The 20,444-nt window shown below is 47.8% G+C and carries 13 protein-coding genes; 5 read left to right on the top strand and 8 right to left on the bottom strand.

What is annotated here, in order from left to right; all coding sequences use genetic code 11:
• Nucleotides 1-179: 179 nt before the first annotated feature.
• Entirely contained in the window at nt 180-674 is a 495-nt protein-coding gene (locus tag NG792_RS03650; RefSeq protein WP_261234557.1) for a hypothetical protein, read from the bottom strand.
• Between the two features lie 250 nt (nt 675-924).
• Here NG792_RS03650 and NG792_RS03645 point away from each other — a divergent pair, with 250 nt between their 5' ends.
• From NG792_RS03645 to NG792_RS03630, 4 genes are all read left to right on the top strand, one after another.
• Complete coding sequence (locus NG792_RS03645) at nt 925-1,896, top strand: lysylphosphatidylglycerol synthase domain-containing protein (protein ID WP_261234556.1); 972 nt, start codon at nt 925-927, stop codon at nt 1,894-1,896.
• Between the two features lie 111 nt (nt 1,897-2,007).
• Nucleotides 2,008-2,220, top strand: coding sequence for a DUF2997 domain-containing protein (locus NG792_RS03640; protein WP_261234555.1), 213 nt, complete (start codon nt 2,008-2,010; stop codon nt 2,218-2,220).
• A 15-nt stretch (nt 2,221-2,235) separates the two neighbouring features.
• Nucleotides 2,236-3,012 (top strand): XRE family transcriptional regulator, encoded by a 777-nt coding sequence (locus tag NG792_RS03635; protein ID WP_261234554.1) that lies wholly within the window; start codon nt 2,236-2,238, stop codon nt 3,010-3,012.
• 114 nt (nt 3,013-3,126) lie between these two features.
• A complete protein-coding gene (locus NG792_RS03630) occupies nt 3,127-4,704 on the top strand; it encodes an Hsp70 family protein (RefSeq protein ID WP_261234553.1) in 1,578 nt (525 codons plus the stop codon).
• Between the two features lie 68 nt (nt 4,705-4,772).
• Here the strand turns inward: NG792_RS03630 and NG792_RS03625 are convergent, their stop codons facing one another.
• From NG792_RS03625 to NG792_RS03600, 6 genes are all read right to left on the bottom strand, one after another.
• Nucleotides 4,773-5,180 carry a DUF1257 domain-containing protein gene (locus tag NG792_RS03625; RefSeq protein ID WP_261200292.1) on the bottom strand — a complete coding sequence of 136 codons (408 nt, stop codon included), beginning with the start codon at nt 5,178-5,180 and terminating at the stop codon, nt 4,773-4,775.
• Between the two features lie 24 nt (nt 5,181-5,204).
• Entirely contained in the window at nt 5,205-5,579 is a 375-nt protein-coding gene (locus tag NG792_RS03620; RefSeq protein ID WP_261200291.1) for a DUF1257 domain-containing protein, read from the bottom strand.
• A 47-nt stretch (nt 5,580-5,626) separates the two neighbouring features.
• Nucleotides 5,627-7,264, bottom strand: a complete 1,638-nt coding sequence (locus tag NG792_RS03615) for an AAA family ATPase (RefSeq protein ID WP_261200290.1) — start codon at nt 7,262-7,264, stop codon at nt 5,627-5,629.
• A 149-nt stretch (nt 7,265-7,413) separates the two neighbouring features.
• Nucleotides 7,414-9,171 (bottom strand): hybrid sensor histidine kinase/response regulator, encoded by a 1,758-nt coding sequence (locus NG792_RS03610; protein ID WP_261200289.1) that lies wholly within the window; start codon nt 9,169-9,171, stop codon nt 7,414-7,416.
• A gap of 204 nt (nt 9,172-9,375) precedes the next feature.
• Nucleotides 9,376-10,524: an ATP-binding response regulator gene (locus tag NG792_RS03605; protein WP_261234551.1), complete on the bottom strand. Its 1,149-nt coding sequence runs from the start codon at nt 10,522-10,524 to the stop codon at nt 9,376-9,378.
• Nucleotides 10,525-11,238: 714 nt separating this feature from the next.
• Nucleotides 11,239-13,806, bottom strand: coding sequence for a PAS domain S-box protein (locus NG792_RS03600; protein ID WP_261234549.1), 2,568 nt, complete (start codon nt 13,804-13,806; stop codon nt 11,239-11,241).
• A 245-nt stretch (nt 13,807-14,051) separates the two neighbouring features.
• Here NG792_RS03600 and NG792_RS03595 point away from each other — a divergent pair, with 245 nt between their 5' ends.
• Nucleotides 14,052-15,197: a M48 family metalloprotease gene (locus NG792_RS03595; protein ID WP_317619491.1), complete on the top strand. Its 1,146-nt coding sequence runs from the start codon at nt 14,052-14,054 to the stop codon at nt 15,195-15,197.
• Between the two features lie 255 nt (nt 15,198-15,452).
• On the opposite strand, the gene NG792_RS03590 is transcribed toward NG792_RS03595, so the two are convergent.
• Nucleotides 15,453-20,441 (bottom strand): WD40 domain-containing protein, encoded by a 4,989-nt coding sequence (locus NG792_RS03590; protein WP_261234548.1) that lies wholly within the window; start codon nt 20,439-20,441, stop codon nt 15,453-15,455.
• Between the last annotated feature and the right edge of the window lie 3 nt (nt 20,442-20,444).

Raw genomic sequence — 20,444 nt, 5'->3', positions numbered from 1 at the left:
CCCAGACGGCTGTGCTCTAACTCTATAATTTCTCCTTGTCAAGTACAATTTATACCAAATTAGATGAGCTTACCCTGAGTTTTACTGTCTTTTTTTGTGTCAATTTTTCCAAACACTTCTAATTTTATCCAAACCCATTAATTTTCACTATGAATTGAAGAATCGAAGTAAAGCCCTGTTTATTGGTGGAGGAAGAGGGGTCTCTTGTTCATTTGCCACCCCCTGTTTTTTATAACTTTTTCAGCAAACCCTAAATAGTAGGCGGAATTGTATAATTTACTAGGGATTCGCCCCTCGCTTTGTCCAGATAGCTGAAAGTGTTCTATACCAGTGATAGAAGATGTGCTAACTGCCTCTTGAACATCGGGGTAGAGGGAAAGATACAATTGGTTATTGTATAGAACACTGGGGTTACGTCCTTCGGCTTGCCCAAAGGCGATGTAGTGTTGAAAGGGAGTCAGTTGATTGGCGGCTACTGCTGCGGCTACATCAGGATTTAAGGTGACGTAGTAGCGGGTATCAAAGAGGGCGCTGGGGTTGCGTCCTTCATTTTGGCCGAAGCTTTCAAAATGAGCAAAACCCGTGGGAAACAGTCCAGCGGCGACGGCATTGGCAACGTCGGGATTCCGGGCTAGATAATAGGTTTCGTTATATAAATCCTGAGCATTCAACATAGTTCTTAGCGGGGAAAATGAATTTGTTTGGTTCTGAGAATGGCTTATTATATCACTCAATTTTAAAATAAATGCCTGGGTTAGAAATAACTCTTTTTAATCGATCGCCCGGGAATCATGAGTGGAGTGATAGGGGCTGTCAAAGTCCGAATGTTCCCAGCAGGGCTTGGACTCTAAGCGGGCCGGTAGGGTTAGGATGTAGGGTGGGCATTACTAACTTTCTTGGGCTTACTTTCCTACCCTATTTTTTATGAATCGCTTGCGATCGCAATTAAAACCTTTTTTACGGTGGGCTATTCTGGGGGCCACCCTATTTTTTCTAATCAAAACCCTCAAAGATAATGCCGCGTCCGTGGCACAACTTCAGATTACGGGATCCAGTTGGATTGCCCTGGCGATCGCCCTGGGAGTGACATTTTTAGCTCATTTGTGGTCCGGTTGGGTGTGGTTATGGATTCTGCGGGAGTTCGATCGCCCGGTTCCCTTGGGTTGGGGGTTATCTGTCTATCTCACCACCAATATTGCGAAATATTTACCGGGCAATGTCTGGCATTTTTATGGTCGAATTTCGGCGATCGCCAAGCGGGATGTGCCCCTGGCGGTTGCCGTCCTCAGCGTCTTGCTAGAACCCCTGTTAATGGCAGCATCTGCCTTAATCATTGCCGGATTGGGCAGTAGTACCCTCTGGGGAACTGCCCCGGGCGGTGTTCCCCCGATTCTCCTGGGGCTCGGATTAGGGGCGGTCCTGGTGGGGATCCATCCTCGAATTTTAAACCCCATCATTCAAGTTTTGAGCAAAGTCAAACTTAAAAAAGCTCCCCCCAAAACCGAAGGACTGTTGGAAGTCTCCCCCGAGTCTCCGCCGCCAACTGCCGCCAAGCTGACTCGTTATCCCCTGCTGCCGCTATTGGGAGAACTGGGATTTCTGCTGTTGCGCGGGGGGGGATTTATTTTAACCGTGCAAGCCATGACACCAGTACAGCCCGGACAATTACCGCCATTGATGGGGGCTTTTAGTTTTGCCTGGTTGTTGGGGTTGGTGGTTCCCGGGGCACCGGGGGGCATTGGCATCTTTGAGGCAACGGCGATCGCCCTGTTGGATCAGCAATTTTCCCCGGCTGCCATTTTAGGGGCCGTTGCCTTCTATCGCCTCATTAGCGTGGTTGCCGAAGCTTCCGCCGCTGCGATCGCCGCCTTAATCGGCAAAGGCAACCCTGCCTAAGTCCCCCCTGACCCGAACTGCTGAGTCAATCCTGGCCTAATCGGAATAAAATAATACAAAGCAGGGGTGGGGAGCTGACTCCCAATCCCCCTAACCTAACTGGAGGTGGAAATGGCTGAATATCGCAAAGTAGAATATCGCATTGGCAAGGACGGTAAAATTATCGAGACGGTCCTCAATGGCAACGGACAAAACTGCATAGAAACTACCGCCGAAATTGAAAAAGCCCTCGGTAAAGTCGAATCCCAAGAATTGCTACCGGACTATTACCAAGATGATGAACATATTGTCACGGAATCGCACCAATCTATTCAACCATTTTAGGGAGGAGGGTTGTTGATGATAGAGGAGCCCAATTTAATCGGATTCGGCTGGGTTCTGAGCTTGGTCCTGTTCATTATAATTTTATATTTATTAGAGGCTGGAAACATAGAAAATCAGCAATTAAAGTATGATGCGCTGTTGGGCAATCGCATGAAGCAATTGGGCTTAATTCACTGGAAACAGTTAGCGCAAACCGCCGGGATATCTACTCTTCGCCTGCGCCAGATTCGCTCCGGGGCGATCGGCAATATTCCCTGGAGGGAACTGCGCCAACTAGCCCAGGCTTTAAAGTGGTCAATGGGGGAATTAGAGCAACAGTTAGAACCGTTAGCTACTCCATCGGAACCCTTACCTCTTGTCGGCAATTCTAACTCGGAATTAGAAACCCAATTGCGCCAACAATGTCAGCGCTTGAGAGAAGAATTGGAGGAGCAAAAATCCCAGCTTTGGGAGAGCTTTTGTCAGTCCACTTTTGAGGAACTGCAAACCTTACTAACGAACTATCCCACTGCAGCAGAAATGGCCCGCCTTAAACCGGATTTACCGGCTAAAAATCTCACTGCTTTGTTTGCACCTCTGAATAATTTATTAGAAAATTGGGGCTATGAACCGATTGGTCATCCTTGGGAAGCTGTGGCTTATAACCCACAATTCCATCAAGGGGACTGTGATGAAATTCAACCGGGAGAGGCGGTTTATATTCGTTTTGTGGGCTATCGTCAAGGCGATCGCATTCTGTCCCCAGCCAAAGTCAGCCGAACCCTTCCCAGTGGGATTAAGCCCTCTTCCTAAGACCAAATCCAGGAATAAAAAGTGCGTTTTCTCTCTATTAGCCTGCGTAGGCAGGCTTTGTCCGTATAGCCCCACCCTTTAGGGTGCGGGTTGTTGCCTCTCTTTTTGAAAATTATGACCGTAGTCGCGATTGATTTTGGCACCAGTAATACCGTTATTAGTATCCTTAACCCGGATAATAATGCCCCCGAAACCCTAAAGCTTGGGGAAATATCCAGAATTTTTAAAGGTAAAAAACAGACGGGAGAAAATTTAGATATTCCCGTTATTCCAACGGTGGTTTTTATTAAAGAAGGGAATCAAATTGTTTTAGGACAGCAGGTGATTTCTACCCGGTTAGGACAGGCTGAACCGGGACGATTATTTCAGGGATTTAAACGAGAGTTAGCGGCAGATTTTCAAGCCCCACCCCGGTTAGTCGATGGATTTGCCTACTCGGCATCGACGATTTCTGAATCTTTTTTAAAAGAAATTTGCCATCGTCTTTCACAGGGGGGAATCAAGCCGAGTAAACTGATTTTTACCGTTCCTGTGGGGGCATTTGAGCGCTATTTAGATTGGTTTCGAGACTTGGGTAGTCGCCTGGAAATTGCTGAGATTAATATTATTGATGAATCCACCGCAGCAGCCCTTGGTTATGCCATCAAAAAACCCGGTTCTGTGGTATTGGTGGTAGATTTTGGCGGGGGAACTCTGGATTTGAGCTTAATTCGCACGAATCCACCCCAATCGGGAAATTCAGCGTTACAAGCGGAGGTTTTAGCAAAATCTGATGCCTATATTGGCGGGGTTGATATTGATATTTGGATTGTCGAAGATTATCTGCAACGGCAGGGTTTATCCCGACCCCAAATTGGCGAAATGGGCTGGCAACGGTTGTTAGAAATTGGGGAAAAGTTAAAAATGCGCCTGTCTCGGGAATCTGAGGCGAAAGAGGCATGGTTTGATGATGAAAATTTTATGTCCTACGAAGTCGAATTAAGTCGCGATCGCTTTGAGGCACTGTTAGATTATCATCAACTTTTAGAACAATTGCGCGGCGCCGTGGATGAGGTGTTAGCAGTCGCGCAAATGAAAGGAATTAGTAAAGCAGAAATTGAACAGGTACTGTTAGTAGGGGGGAGTTGTTTAATTCCAGCGGTTCAAACTTTAATTGTCTCCTATTTTGGCCGATCGCGGGTCAAAATGGATAAACCCTTTGAAGCGGTGGCGCATGGTGCATTAGCCTTAAATGATGCGGTGATAGTCGAGGATTATCTGCGCCACAGTTACGCGATTCGGTTATGGGACCCCCATTGTAAAACCTACTCCTATTTTCCCTTGTTTGAAAAAGGGGTAACCTATCCCTGCCAGCGATCGGAACCCTTGATGTTACAAGCGGCGATCGAGGGACAACAAGAAATCCGCCTAGATATCGGGGAAGTCGCCGAAATTTCTCACGCCGAAGTGATGTTTGATGAATCAGGACAGATGATCGGCGGTGCCTTGCACAAACGGGAAGAATATCGGTCCCTAGATCTCGATCGCGATCGCGTCTGTGTCGCCCATCTCAATCCCCCGGGACAAATTGGCATTGATCGCATCTCCGTCCGTTTTGAAGTCAACTCAGGGCGCGTTTTACTGGCAACCGTCCGCGATTTAGTCACCGGAGAAACCCTCGTAGACAAAGAAGCGATCGCCAAACTAAAATAGGCGACTTCAATCGTTATCTTTCCGATGTTTAACGTCCCTACTTCAGTTGTTCCCTAATCCCGCATCCCCTATACCCACTGACCAATAATAACCCGAATTGTCCCATCTTCTAAAACCTCCTCCTCCTCAACCGTAAACCCTTGTTGAGGCGCAGTTCCTATCAGCGCATGATAGGCATACCGCTGACTTAACGCCTTAACCCACTCCCCAGAATACTCCCGGGAATCATAATCCGAAATCACTGCCATAAAGCTTCCATCCGCTTGTCGTTTAAATCCTATATCATTACTCCGAGAACTGATAAACTTGCGCCGGACAATCACCTCCGCAGACTCCTCTCGGACATCTCCCTCAAATCCATACAAAGGAACCGGAAATTCATGAATTTCCACCGAATCAAACCCCATATCAGCTAATCCTTTCGTCAAATACTCTATCTGGCGAATTTCTGTCTGAATACTGGTGAAATGGGACATATTATTTAACTCCTATTGGTCACACTACATCCATTTACCGACAACAACCCGCAATGTTCCATCCTCTAATTGTTCCTCTTCTTCTACCTGAAACCCCTGTTCTTCTACAGATGCCCTCAAAGTTTTGTAAGCATATTTTTGAGTTACATCCTGAACAAATTCCTCCGGATTAATTCCCGCCCCCCAAAAATCTGCCACTAACTCATAAGTATCTCCAGTCCGACGAAACCCTAAATCATATCCATTTTTTTGTCGAATCACATAATCTGCCTGAGTGGTTTGTTTTTGATACCCTCGAACTGTGGTATTTTCCTCAACGTGATACCCCAATTCTCGCAAGCAACGATATAAGGTTTGGCCGTTTTTAATTTGGACTTTAATCGTGGTAAAATGAGACATGATAGTTTTTCCTAAATCAATCAAGTATGGGGGACTATTTACAGGGTTTAATCGGAGTCCAGGGAACCCATTCCTTTTTGAATGGACCACTGTTTTAACTCCTGGGTTAATTCGGTGTCATTGGAAGCAGTTCTTGCACCGGCTTCCGCTGCCCAATGTTTTAATTCTTCGATTTGATAGCGGGCGATCGCCGCTAAGGGGACCGTTTCTTCACTGGCACGTAAAATATCCTCCGTGGTAAAATCCCGGCGTTTTTCGGTGTTATTCCCTCCAAAAGCTCGGTGCATTCCATCAATAATCACTTGTTCAATTTCCGCCCCACTAAAGTTGTTAGTTTGACGGGCGAGTAATCCTAAATCAAACTCCCGTAGCCGACTTGGGCGCAGTCGCATCAGGTGAACTTTAAAAATTTCCCGACGTTCGGCTTCCGTAGGCAAATTTAAAAAAAATATCTCATCAAATCTTCCTTTTCTTAACAATTCTGCGGGTAAAATCCTCACATTATTTGCCGTCGCCACAATAAAAACCGGAGCGGTTTTTTCCTGCATCCAGGTAATTAAAGTTCCAAATACCCGACGACTGGTCCCGGAATCCCCATCGGTTCCCCCGGAAATATTGCCAAAGGCTTTATCAATTTCATCAATCCATAATACACAAGGGGACATCGCTTCTGCCAATTGAATCATCTGACGCAACCGATTCTCGCTTTCTCCGACAATTCCCCCAAATAATCTCCCCGTATCTAAACGCAATAACGGTAAGCGCCACTCATGGGCAATGGTTTTGGCAGAAAGGGATTTTCCTGTGCCTTGAATCCCGACAAGTAACACGCCTTTGGGGTTAGGAATTCCGTAGCGTCGCGCTTCTTCACTAAACACCTCATTTCGCATTCTCACCCAGGTTTTGAGGTTATCTAATCCTCCCACATTTTTGAGCGATTCCCGGGCGGGCAAAAACTCTAAAATTCCCGTTTGGCGAATGGTTTGTTTCTTTTCATCCAGGACGCTTTCTATGTCGGTTTCGTTGACTTGTTGTTTGTCGGCTAACGCTCTAGCCAGAACGCGCTGAATGCGGGTGCGGCTTAATCCTTGGCAGGCTTTGACTAATTGTTCTCGGGCTAATCCTTTGATTTTAAGTTGTTCAGGGGTGACAAATTTTGTAATTAAGGCATTAATATGGGCGGCATCGGGGAGGGGAAAATCGATGACGGTGATTTCCTCACTTAATTCGGGGGGAATGGCGAGGGTATAAGCGGTTAAAATTAAGGTTTTTCGCGATCGCTGCAACTCTCGGGTGAGATTTCGCAATTCGCGAATTACGGGAATATTTTTGTCGGAAGTGGAATTTTTGAGGAGGGGGTGTAAGTCGCGTAAGACGAAGAGGGAATCTTGAGGGGGTGCTTTGGCAATGCGATCGAGGGCTGCCATTACTGATCCTTTTGCTGATCCATTATCTCCCCAACCTCGCACGATATCCCAGAACAAAAGTTTCCGATGGGGCATTGACAATTGAGCCACTTTGTGCAATACTTCTTCCACTGGTTCTTCTTCCACACCCACCAGGTAAAGAATGGGATAGCGCGCCCGAATCATTAAATCCAATTGGGCAATTAAGGCCGTATGGGGCTGAGTTTGACCGCCCAGGACGGCATCGTAAACTTGGGGGGAGTCAGGATGATTCAGCATTATAATCCAAGGGAGGCCCTTAACTGTTCGTGATAACCTCTTCCCATTTTACAGGGTCAGGTTTGGGTTTGGGCAGTGAAATCAAGACCGGAAGTTTAGAAATTCCCGGGACGGTGATGGGATAAGCCTAGGAGAATCGCAGGAGGGATTTAGGACCCGGTGTTCACGCTCTCACAACCTTCCGTCAAGGAATGCAAGGGGGAAAGAGGCAATTCTAGGGTAAAGCAGGTTTCCCCAAATGCGCTGGTCACTTTGATTTGGCCCCCGATATATTCAGTTTGTTTACGAACCAGCGCTAATCCCAATCCGGTTCCCCCATGTTTCCAAGGGTCGGAACTGGGAACGCGGTAGAATTTATCAAAAACGTGAGTTAATTCGCTGGGGGGGATTTCTAGGCTGGAATTGCTCACTTGCAGATGGAACCGGGAGCGATCGCAATGCGCCCTAATTTTGATCGTGCCTTGGGCGGGGGTATATTTGCAGGCATTTTCTAGCAATTCCGTGAGAATTCTCTGTAAAATGTCTGAATCGCAGAGAACCGGGGGCAGCGCTGGGTCGATATCTACATCCAAGATTTGTTGGGTCTTTTGCACTTTTTGGATAAAAGGGGCCACAACATTTCCCACCCACTGTTGTATCAAAACCGGGGTAAACGAGACGGGTTCGATCGCCGCTTCCAGGCGTTGTAACTCCAGAATACTATCGATCAGGCGAATTTCCCGATCGCACTCTTCCCGCAAAATCTTAAAATACCCCTCGGCGCGATCGAGGCTATGAGGGGGTTTGCTCCCTCTCCCCTCCGATGATGTCGTCACCGAGGAGGACTCCTGTTGCCGTTTTTGTTCCACCATTTCCAAAATTTGCACCGCCATTTTGATATTTGCGATCGGGGTGCGTAATTCATGACTGACGGTACTGAGAAAATCATCTTTCAGGCGATTCAGACGCTCTAGTTCTTGCACTTGGGCGAGGGAAGCTTGATACAATCGCGCTTGACGGACGGCGATCGCGCATTGGGACGCCACTTGCTGCACCAGCCCGATTTCTGTGAGGCTGAATTTCTCGTGGGCGGGTTTGCATAAACATAAGTTCCCGATCGCCCCACTTTCGCCGAAAATCGGAGTCACCAGAATGGTCATTCCCTGGGGAAACTCATTCAGGAAGATGGGACAAAACTGCACACAATCCTGATGCAGTAACCGTCCATAAATCTCCGGAACCTGCCTAATCGCCTCCCCTAAGTCGGACAGCTTGTTGTGAGTATATTCATAACACACAGTTCCTACCTGGGGTGACGTTTGGTAGAGAGCCGCGTTACAATAATCCGATTCTAAGGCAAGCGCTAACTCTCTGACTGCCGTCTGCAAAATTTGCCGTTCATCCAGACTGTCGCGCAGTTTCTCGGTAATCCGATTCAGCATCGCTTCTTTTTCTAAGGCACGTTGTAACTGCCGCGTGCGTTCTTGGACTTGCAAATCCAGTTCTGCTGCCAGAGTTTGAAATCGCTCCTCACTGCGCCGCAGAGCTTCTAAAGTGCGATTACGCTCGATCGCATGGTGGATCGCCCGGACCAACAGTGCTCCCACCAGTTGTCCCTTGAGGAGATAATCCTGGGCGCCTTTGCGAACCGCCTCGATCGCCTGTTCTTCGTCCTGAGAACCCGTCAACACCACCACCGGGATCGTGGGGGCTTGGTTTTGCACTTGCATCAGCGTTTCTAACCCCCAGGAATCAGGCAAAGATAAATCTAATAAAACTACATCAAACTCAGTTTTTGCCAACTGTTTTAGGGCTTCGCTGATGCGCCAAACGTGAGCAAACGTAAACTTATCCTCGCCAAAATCAGATAAAACCTCTTGTAAAAGTTCCGCATCTGCCCGATTGTCCTCCACTAATAAAATCTTCATTATTTTACTCTTCATTTAATAGAATTGATTTTAAGGGAAAGTAAATACTTTTCTAATTCTACCTCAAGTGTTTATGACTCTTGAAAGAAACTATCTTAATATTTGTTTAATTCAAACCCCTTAAAAATGGGAACGATACCTCACCCCAAGGCCCGCCCAGGCTGAGTTGAATTAAACGGGGTTCAAACAGATCGAGGGGGCCATTTAAACAGGGCTAACCATTAAGGGTAAGGTCTCCATAAACGTAGAACCCCTGGCGAGTTCACTGTTTACCTGAATCGTTCCACCTTGCACATCCACCGCATTTTTGACAATGGATAAACCGAGGCCCGTCCCCGAGATCCCCTGAGTATTGGTGGCGCCATAAAAGGAGGTGAATAAGCGCTCTTGTTGGGATGGGGGAATCCCGATTCCGGAATCCTGAATCGGAAAAATCACCGGATTTGAGTCCGCCATTAGCTCCAATTGAACCGGGCAGCCATTGGGAGAATATTTAATCGCCTTTGAGAGCCGGTTGGTCAATATTTGTTCCAGCAGATTGAGGTCTAAGGACACTGGATAGGACTTGACCTGGCTCACAAATATTAATTCAAGGGAATTAGTTTTTGGGGAGCAGTGATTATCCAGTTGGATTTGAAACCCAGCGCCCAACTTTTGATAAAATTCCGGCAGATCAAACCAACTCGGGTTAAATAGCGCGGGTTCTGGTGATTCCTGATGCCAGAGTACCCGCAGATCATCGAGGATTTTATTCATAGGTCCCGCAGACTCTTTAATTTTCCGATTCATCTCCCGTTTTTTCTGCTCGCTAAATTCCTCAGTCAATTTTTCCACTAAGTCTGCCAAGGCTAGAATAGTAGTGAGTGGATTGTGTAATTCATGAGAGAGCATTGAGCTAAATCGCGATTTAATTTTTGGCAGTTCCTGTTCTTGTTTTAAGCAGTAATGCAGGACCATTTCAATTTTTTGGCGCTCGATCGCATACAACATTGCGCAGGTGATCATGCCTCCACTGACTAACCCTTTCACCAGGTAATTTTGAGCACCTTCCCGGACTGCAGTAATCCCCAGTTGTTCATCATTTAACCCCGTCAGAACCACAATAGGGAGAGTGGGAGCTTTTTCCCGCAGGGTCATGAGGGTCTGAAGTCCTTGACTATCTGAAAGTGAGAGATCTAACAGGATAACTTGGACGGGATCGGGATCAACTTGAGCGAGGGCCTCTGCTAATCGACTCACGTGAGTCACGTTCCAAGCCAGACTCTCCGGACTCATTTCTAAAATGTCCTGAAACAGTTCGGCGTCCCCGAAATTATCCTCCACTAATAGGATATTGATCACTTCTTGATTCATCGTGCTTCTCCATTAAATTGCGTAAACTCTCAACAGGGCTTACAGGCCGGTCTAGTCGGGAAGAATCCGCCAGATAGGGCATCTTCATCAATTTGGTGAGCGGGTGAGACTAAGTGGGCAGTTTGGCACTGCCGGTTTGAGAGTCAGGAGAGAGTCAAGAGAGATCGGAATTGATATCAGTCTGAGCGGAATCATGTTTTGACGACAAGGAAACGGTCCTTTTAATATCTCTGGGAAAGGGGGTGACTGTCGTTCGGTTTTCCCGCCTCTTTTTAGGGAGGAAAGATTAATTTACCCAATGGCTCGTCTGGTTTCTGTTTGAGGAACCTAGACCCTTTCCCGGGGTCAGGGTGGACCACCCCTTTAGAAGTTTCTCCCGGGATTTAAACCCTGGGATTTTTTTCTTCCTGCTATAATTCCGCTTATTAAAAGCAATTTAGCTAAAAATTTTATCAGCGAAAGAGTAAACTTTCAAGTGTTTTTAGTAAAAAATCTGGGGCAATAGCCCAGGAGGGTAGAATAATACGGCTTTTAGCAACGGGAGATTTCGGTCATTGACATCGTGTCAGGCTTGGGGTTTAAAGGCAATCCATGACCCCGCTGTTTTTCCCTGGTATCCCGTTGGCGATCGCCGCCCGGGTTCGACTCTCCCTGGGGTTGGGGCCGCCATCCGGGAGCAATAGTCAGGCTAGGTTAATGGATCCGGAGCAGAAATCACTCCTCAATCGGGCTAGAATTAGCGAGAGTAAAGTAGAAAATCGCCCCGTGATCGGGTTCTGACTCAACCCAAATATGGCCCCGATGTCGTTGGACAATGCGCTTGCAAATGGCTAAACCAATTCCGGTCCCGGCATATTCCTCACGGGTATGCAACCGTTGGAAAATTTGAAAGATGCGATCGCCATGTTTGGGGTCGATGCCAATGCCATTATCCTGCACAGAAAATAACCATTCCCCCTCTATATGACGAGCCTCAATCTGCACCTCTGGAATTAGCAAGCCTCGATATTTAATCGCGTTAGCAATCAAGTTTTGAAATAACTGGAGTAATTGAGTTTTATCCCCATGAACCTGGGGTAAATTCTGCCAAGTTACCCTGGCATTACTTTCACGAATAGCAATTTTTAAATTAGAAATAGCCCGAGTTATAATTTCATTACAATCCACCAAATTGAAGGATTTACCGTGGGTTCCCACCCGCGAATACTGCAAGAGGTCATGAATCAGTTGCTGCATCCGAGTTGCGCCATCGAGAATATATGCAATGTATTTATTTGCTTGAGCATCGAGTTTTTCCGGGTAGCGCAGGGCTAGTAATTGAGTATAACTGGCAACCATGCGGAGGGGTTCTTGCAAATCATGAGAGGCAATATAGGCAAATTGCTCTAACTCCGCATTAGAACGGGCTAAATCAGCGGTATGTTGGGCGAGTTCTTTTTCAATGCGCTGGCGATCGCTGATATCCCGGGAAGCCGCTTGAATTTTGACCACCTCCCCTGTTTCCTGATGACAGATAGCTTGAGCATTCGTCTCGAACCACATATAATGTCCGTCTTTATGACGAAGCCGGTAAACCAACTGGAACGGACCCAACACTTCTAAAACTGCCCGATGGGAAATTTCCACCTCGGGGATATCCTGGGGATGTATCCACTCATAAGCCGAATGCCCGATTAGTTCAGAGGGGTGATACCCCAACAGAGTGAAGCAGGAAGGGGAAACATACTGATATACTCCCTCGGGGGTATGAAGACAAATCAGATCCGTGGCATTTTCAGCTAACAACCGATAGCGAGTTTCGCTCTCCCGAAGCTGGATCTCTGCGCGAATGCGATCGGCAATTTCCCGTTCCAACTGTTGATTGGTGTTTTGAAGTTCCGCTGTGCGATGCTGAACTAATGCCTCCAATTGTTGACGATATTCCGCCAATTCCGCTTCTGCGCGCTTGCGACGGCTGATATCCAAACCCATCCCCAAAATCTGTTGGGCAGCCCCTTCCGGCGTGCGAGAAAAGATAGTATCTCGACTCACTAACCAGTGCCATTCTCCCTGAGCATCACGCATCCGATACTCAGTTTCAATAATCTCCTCATCCTTAGACCCCATTAATTTTAGCCGGTTTTCTACCACCCTGGGCCAATCTTCCGGATGAATCGAATTCGGCAAAAAATCGGGTCCCATATTTTGAATCTCTTCGGGAAGATAACCGAGAATGTCGTTCAAATGGTGGTTGGAATAGATATTCCGATTTTCCACCAAGTCATACAGATATAAAATGGTGGGAGTGGCATCAGTAATTTGTTGAATTAGCCGCTGATTTTCCCACAGTGCCTTTTCCACCAACCGTTGCTCGGTGATATCTTGATTGACAGAAATTGCACCAACCACCACCCCCGCTTGATTCCGTAAGGGCATCGTCGAGTTGAGAATTGTTTTCCGCTTGCCATTAAAATCCTCAATGTCAATTTCTTCATTCAAAATGGTTTGTCCGGTTCGCAAGGTACGGGATAACCCCCATTCTTCACTAGAGAGTTGCTTTCCAGTATCCGGCCACCATCCTCGATATTCATGATAGCGTTCCCTTCCCACATATCGAGCACCGCTCCAAATTTTTTGCCCCGCAGGATTTCCTTGAAGAATGGTGCCATCGGCATCCGTAATCCAGACCCCAAGCGGCAAGGTATCCAAAACGTTTTGTAGTCGTTCTTGACTTTCCTTGAGGGCGCATTGAGTGCGGAGGCGATCGCTATCATCCTGAATTGTCCCCAACAGATACAGCGGATTCCCCTGGCTATCCTCCAGGACCGAAACCGATAGATGTACCCACAAAATCTCCCCATTCTTGCAAATCAACCGTTTCTCTGTTTGATAGGTGTAAATTTCCTGAAACTTATCCCTTTGTAGGAGAAATTCTCCCTCTTTTTCCCACTCTTCTAGGTAAGTAATCTCTGCCCAAGTCAGGGCAGCCAGTTCGGAATCAGAATAGCCCAACAAAGTACAAAAGGTGGGATTAACTTCAACAAAACCTTGCGTCTCCCAACTGATTAAAACCATCCCAATCGGTGCGCGTTCAAAGAGAGTTCTGTATCGTTCCTCGCGCTGTTGAGAAGCCACTAAAGATGCTTGCAGAGTCTGAGCATTCGTTAATTCCTCTTCCCTCTGTTGTAAAGCCAACTCCAATGCCTCACAACGACACTGTGCCGATGCAAGCTGTTCTTGTAAGGATTCAGTGACGCGATCGCCCGTCTCAACATCCATCGGTCCCCGATTCTGATTCGTCATAAAAACCCCCTTTTGCCCCATCTCCCCGGTTAAATTGTAACATTCCTGCTTCACAGTCTTGTAGGCGAAACCATCATGAACAGGGTTATGGAAGGAGCTTCTTTACCGATTTAAGGGATAAATTCCGGGAGTGATTATCGAATATCACAGCGGTTATAAGGGGTTTTATGAAGGGAATATGGAATTGATTCTGATGGGAGTTTGGGCGATGAGGCGCTATATTTTTTTCCCAGGAACTTCAGTGGGTGAGTAAGGCGGAATTAAACCCTAAAATTATGGCGGCTGGACGGGGAGAAATTGAGGCAGAACTAGAGTATGGTAATCCAGGCGATCGCAAGGTGGTGTTTCGATTTCAGTTCCGGCGCCACTTGAAATCCCGGATATTGCCCGACCCTCGTCAATCTATGCCAGAGGAGGGAGATGGAGTTCATACAGAGGATAGAGTTGCGATCGCCTCCTTTATTGCCAAACTAAGAGGAATAAAAAGTAAAATCTATAACTGCATCACATTTATGTTGGGCAATCAAGTTAAAACGGCAGCATTACTGGGACTGTTAAGCGGACTTCTCGTCCTGGGAAGCTATGCGTTAATGGGTAACGAGCAAGGCTTAATTTTTGGATTAATTTTAGCTGCTGCGAGCAGTTTGAGTTCCTGGTACTTTTCCGATCGCGCCGCATTAATGGCCTATCGTGCTAGACCAATGGAACGGCAGGAAGACCCTGAATTGTACGATATGGTCGCTCGATTGAGCGATCGGGCCGAAATTCCTATGCCGAAACTGTTTACGGTCCCCACCCAGACCCCGAATGCCTTTGCCACAGGTCGAGATCCGAACAATGCTGCGGTTGCCGTCACCCAAGGACTGAGAAAACTCCTCACCCCAGAAGAACTAGAAGGAGTCTTAGCCCACGAACTGACTCACGTCAAAAACCGCGACACCCTCACCCAAGCCGTAGCCGGAACCATTGGCGGTGCGATTACCTTTGTAGGACGAATTCTCACCTTTGGCGCATTATACGGTCCCGTCACCCGAGACAATCGCCAAGGCGTCAACCCCCTGGGATTATTGTTCCTGGTGGTTTTAGCACCGCTGTCTGCCGGATTAATTCAGATGGCCATTTCCCGAACCCGAGAATTTGCCGCTGATATCGGTTCAGCAGAAATCACCGAAAATCCCTTAGCCTTAGCCAGTGCCTTAGAGAAATTGGAAGCAATGGGACGACAAATTCCCATGAATGGCAATCCCGCATTTTCTCCCTTGCTAATTGTCAATCCTCTTAATGCCAAAGGATTACAATCCTTATTCCGCACCCATCCCCCCACCGAAGAACGGATTGCGCGCTTGCAAGAAATGGCACAACAAAAGCAACGGACTCCAGTCCTGGCGTAATCGTGATTGACCTAACCCCCTTCCCTAGGAGGGAGATGGGGAGGATGGGGAGGATGGGGAGGATGGGGGAGATGGGGGAGAAATGGTGTTTTAGATTAATCCACCCTTCTTTCTTCTTCTCCCCCTTCCCTCGCCGGGAAGGGGGTTGGGGGGTTAGGTTAGTGTGGGTAATCGAGCAAACATACTATAATCACCCAAATCAGCAATCCTCATCCCCCAATCATCCCCTCAGTGAAAATCCGTGAAATCAGTGGTTTACTCCCCCTTCTCCCTCAAAATCTGATCGCACACAGCCCGATCGCCCTCTCTCACCCGAGAACTATTCGCCAAATAATCATCCACCCACAAGCAACTACGGGTTAACAAATCTTCCAGGTTCAAGTTCCATAAAATCACAGTTTTATCCTTACTGGAAGAGGCCAAAGTTTTACTATCCGGACTGAAACTCAGACTCAGGACGGCATCATTGTGACCTTCCAGGGTGGCGATCGCCTTGCCATCTTTGGTCCAAAGTTTCACCGTCTTATCCTCACTTGCCGTGGCAATCAATTGTCCATTGGGACTATAAGCCACCCAGTACACGGACCGAATATGACCCTCTAGGGTGGCGATCGCCTTGCCGTCTTTACTCCAAATTTTTACCGTTTTATCCTGACTGGCCGTGGCAATCTGTTCTCCATCGGGAGAGAAGGCCACACTATATACCTCCCCCTGATGTTCCCCGATAGACCGGACCAGTTTCCCTTCTAAATTCCAGAGTTTAACCGTACTATCCCCCCCAGCGGTGGCAATGAGTTTACCATCGGGGGAAAAGGTAACGCTATTCAGGGAACTTTCATCCGCCCGAAATGTGCGAAGTCGTTGTCCCGTCTTACTCCAGAGAATCGCCATCCCGTCCCCACTGCCGGAGATCACCTGTTGTCCGTCGGGACTGAAATCAATTCCCAACACTCGGTCCTGATGACCCTCTAAAGTAGCCATTAAATCCTGTTTGGATTTACTCCAGAGTTTTACCGTCTTGTCGGCGCTTGCCGTGGCAAAGAGTTCGCCATCGGGACTAAAACTCAGGTTCCAGACGTCATCCTGATGTCCTCTTAAGTCGGCAATTTTGTTCCCGTTGCGTTGCCACAGCATGACCGTGTTATCTTTGCTGGCGGAGGCGAGCACGCGGCCATTGGGAGAAAAAGCAACTACCAAGACTTCATCGGTATGTTGCCGAAATCCCGGAAGTTCTCGGGGAACACTGTTCCAGAGTTTCACCGTATTGTCCAAACTGGCGGTGGCGATGGTTTGGCCATCAGGAGAAAAGCTTACACCCCAGACTTCATCGCGATGTCCCTGCAGAGTATCACTTTCCACCCATTGCTTCGTTTGCGGGTCTTGACGCCACAATTTGGCCGTGCGATCGACACTAGCGCTGGCTACGGTGGTGCCATCGGGACTGAAGCTGACTCCGAGGACGGTTTCTGTATGTCCGCGTAGAGTGGCGATTTGGCTGCCGTTGCGTCTCCACAGCTTGACGGTTTTATCGATGCTACCGGAGGCAAGGGTTTGTCCGTCCGGGGAGAAACTCACACTGGTTACCCCTTGTTCATGGCCGGTAAAGGTGGCGATCGCGTTGCCGTTAATGTCCCACAGTTTGACCGTATTATCTAAACTGGCGGAGGCGATCGTCTGTCCATCGGGGGAAAACCGCACGAACAGAATCGGTGCATTCTCCGTATTAATGGTACGGAGTAGCTGTCCCTGGAGGTTCCAGAGTTTAATGGTTCTATCTTGACTGCTGGAGGCCAGGATTTGTCCATCGGGAGAAAAGCTGGCGCTGGTGACCCCGAGACTGTGGCCAGTGAGGGTGCGGATCAATGTGCCATCGCGCTGCCAAAGTTTGATAGTGCCATCGGTACTGGTGGAGGCGATGGTTTGTCCATCGGGACTAAATGCGACTCGGGTAACGGACTTTTCATGGCCATTCAGGGTCTGCACCAAGCGACCATCAGCCGTAAAAAGTTTAACGGTTTTATCCGTACTGGCCGTGGCAATCAGTTCGCCATCATTGGAAAAGGTGACGCTGACTACACTGTTTTTATGTTGTTCTAAGCGGTTGACTTCTCGAACCGTATAGGCCAGTTGTAAGACACTGGCGGTCTGCATTTCCAAGGACAGAGGCGATCGCATCGTAAAGGGCGATTTGATGATTTCGGAGGTTTTCTGCCCGACCTGAAGACTATTCACCAACGCCCCAAATTCGTTGTTTTTCAGGCGCAATGCTTCCGAAGATAAATTTTTGGCTTCCAGTTCAGCAATCTCAGCCTTGAGGCTTTTAGAAAAGGTTTGCCAACTCAACAAACCAAACCCCGCAACCATAATCGCCAGGATCCAATTCAGTTGGGTCTGCATCCACTTTTCTCGCTCCTTGGATTGGGTTAATTGCGCCTGAACTTCTTTCTCTTGATGGAGTTTTAAATTCGTCGCTTGCAATTCTTTGTTTTTTTCTCGTAACCCTTTTAATCCGGCTTGGATGCGGTCTTGTTCTCGGATAAATTTCACTAAATAATCATGAACCAACTGATAGCGGCTTTCCGGAAGTTCCGGCAGCACAAACACTAACCCGGCCTTTTCCAGGATTTTTAAAATTTCTTCTAAATTATCAGGATTAACCGCTAATTCCGGGGTTAAATCGGCTAATAACTCCGCTTGCTTTTTCAGGGGACGAATGCCGCTTTCTTCCGTGAGGAAATAGAGCAACAACCGGGCTGTATATTCATTTTCTGGGCCACAGTCTGCGATCGCCTCTTCTAAGAAGCGTTGCACCAGTTTCTCTTTCGGCCCGGATTGCCGATATTGCGCTAAGGTGGTGATGTTCTCCGCTTGCAGTTGAGCACCGACCACTTGTAACTCAATGGGACGCACCTCCCCGACGCGATCGGCCAGGTCCTCAACCAATTCCTCAATTAAGGCGGGTTCTAAATAAAATTGAGCCCGTTGGGTCAAGCTTTCAATCACTTGCCGTGCTTTCGCCTGGGAGAGATTTCCCAGGTAATAGCGGAACTTTTTATTCAGAATATCTTGATCCACCACCTCCAGATTCCCCAGGCGTTCGCACTCCAGCAAATAATGTAAGTAATCTTCTCGTAAAGAAAAAATTACTTTGACAAAGGGAACATTAACGCAGGCATTTAAGAATTGATAGAATTCCTGTCTCTGACCTGGGTCAGTTTCCACAAAAAAGAATTCTTCAAATTGGTCAAAAATTAAGACCGTCAGTAAATTGCGCTCGTTATTGCGATGCAATTCGGTCAGTAATTCTTGAACCTTCTCCGAGAACTGAGGGGTATTGAAATCCAGAGGAGGAGTCGTATTTCCTGTTAATCGTCCCGAGTCATCCCGGTCATATCCAGACTCTTCTAGTCCCCGTTCGATGCCTTGCTTCAAGCCGGTGACCCAATCGGTGTACACTTGCAGAAGAACCGGGAAGGCATTTCTAGCGGCGATCGCCGTTTGTTTGAGGACCGGCACTAATCCCGCTTGGACCAAGGAACTTTTTCCCACCCCGGAATGACCATGAATCACCGTGAGTCGGTAGTCATTCCGACCCAAGCGTTCGATTAAGCGATTCACATCCCCTTCCCGTCCCGATGTGGCAATTTCCACCGGAACATGAGTGGGTTGAGCACTCACCATCAAGGAGGGATTCAAAGTGTGGAGTCGCGCTTGTAAACGTCCAGCCCCAATAAAAGCCCGCAAGCCAAACTGAGCCTCAACTGCCCGCTGTTTTTGCTTAATTTCAAAGGCTTTTAGATATTCCGACTGTTGAAAATACAGCGATCGCAACTCCTCTAAAATCCGGCGATATAACTGTAAGTCATACTGCGGATCGGTCTGCTGTTCGGCGAGGTGCAAGTGAGAAATCGCCTGTTCCCCCTGCTCCAAGTGAGCAAAAGCCCGGGCCAACAGCAGTAAATATAACCCATGAGGCCGGGGAATCAGCACCTTGGGGGCATGGGAGAGGACCTCTAGGGCGCGTTTGGCAAAGTTCCGCGCTTTTTCCCACTGGGACTGCTGCAAGGCAACCTCAGCCAAAAATCCATAATCCCGGGCTAACTCCTGGGGTTTGCCATGTTGATGCAAGGTAATCGATTTTTTGGCAACAATGGATAAGGCATCCCATGCCTGTAACCGCTGCAAAATCTCGCCCAGTTGTCCGATAAACTTGGCGACTAATTCCGGATGCTGAGACTCCTCAAAGACCCGGATACATTCTTCTAAATAATATCGGGCCTCTTGTAAATGCTGTTGTTCCTGGGGTTGATCCAGTTGTGCTAAACGACAGTAACAAAGTCCGATGTGAAACAACACCACTCCCTGTTGTAAGTAATACTGCAAGGGTGGCATTTCCCAAATCAGGGGAGAGGGGCTAGAGGTGAGGGGAATGAAGGGAATAGACTGGCGATCGCCTCCAGCAATCGAATCTTTTTGACCGTTGTAGCTGGAGGAACGGGGGATTTGTTGTTGCCAAAAGGCCAAGCTTTGGTGATAGCGTTTTAAGGCCAAATCCAGACGATCGCTGGCATAATCATCCCGACCCAGCACAAAGTGTAAGCTGGCTTCCAGTTCGGGAACCAACTGCACCTGGCGATCGCTTAATTCTTGTTTGGCAAATCCTAACTCCAGGCAGTTGCGGGGTCCCAGAATAGTTGAGTTAGGAATAAAGTTGAGGGAACCCCGTTCCACCACCTCGGAGAGCACCCGATCAACACTGATCGCGATCGTCTCGATCGCCGCTGGCGTGGAAAGAGAAAACTCCGTACTGGTGGCCCAGCTTTCAAAATCGGGGGCCACGCGAATAAAGCTCTTTAAAACCCGGTCATCCACCCAAAATACAATGGGAAAAGGAAAGTGCTTTCTAAACTCTTCCCGAACCTGATTGGCAGCCATAAACAGACGATCCAAATGACTGACCGATTCGAGTCCAAATACCATTAATGCCTGGGGTTCTTCTGTGCCAATTTCATCTTGAATGGTTTTGTAAAGCGTCCGTACCGAAGTGGACAGATGAAGTTCTCGAATATCTACAGAGACGGAATCATGCAGGTCTGCGGTGACGCGATCGCGCAAACTAGCATAATTACACCGCGCCAAAATCAAGGAAAACTGCCCTTGAGAAAAGGAAATTGCCCGGTGTAAAACCTTTAAAGATTGTTCATTGCGCCTGACTTCGGCGTCGTCATACTGTAGATTCATCATGGT

Origin of the sequence: Laspinema olomoucense D3b, assembly GCF_025370785.1 — a bacterium.
Lineage (GTDB): Bacteria > Cyanobacteriota > Cyanobacteriia > Cyanobacteriales > Laspinemataceae > Laspinema > Laspinema olomoucense.
This window is presented reverse-complemented; position numbering and strand designations above follow the sequence as displayed.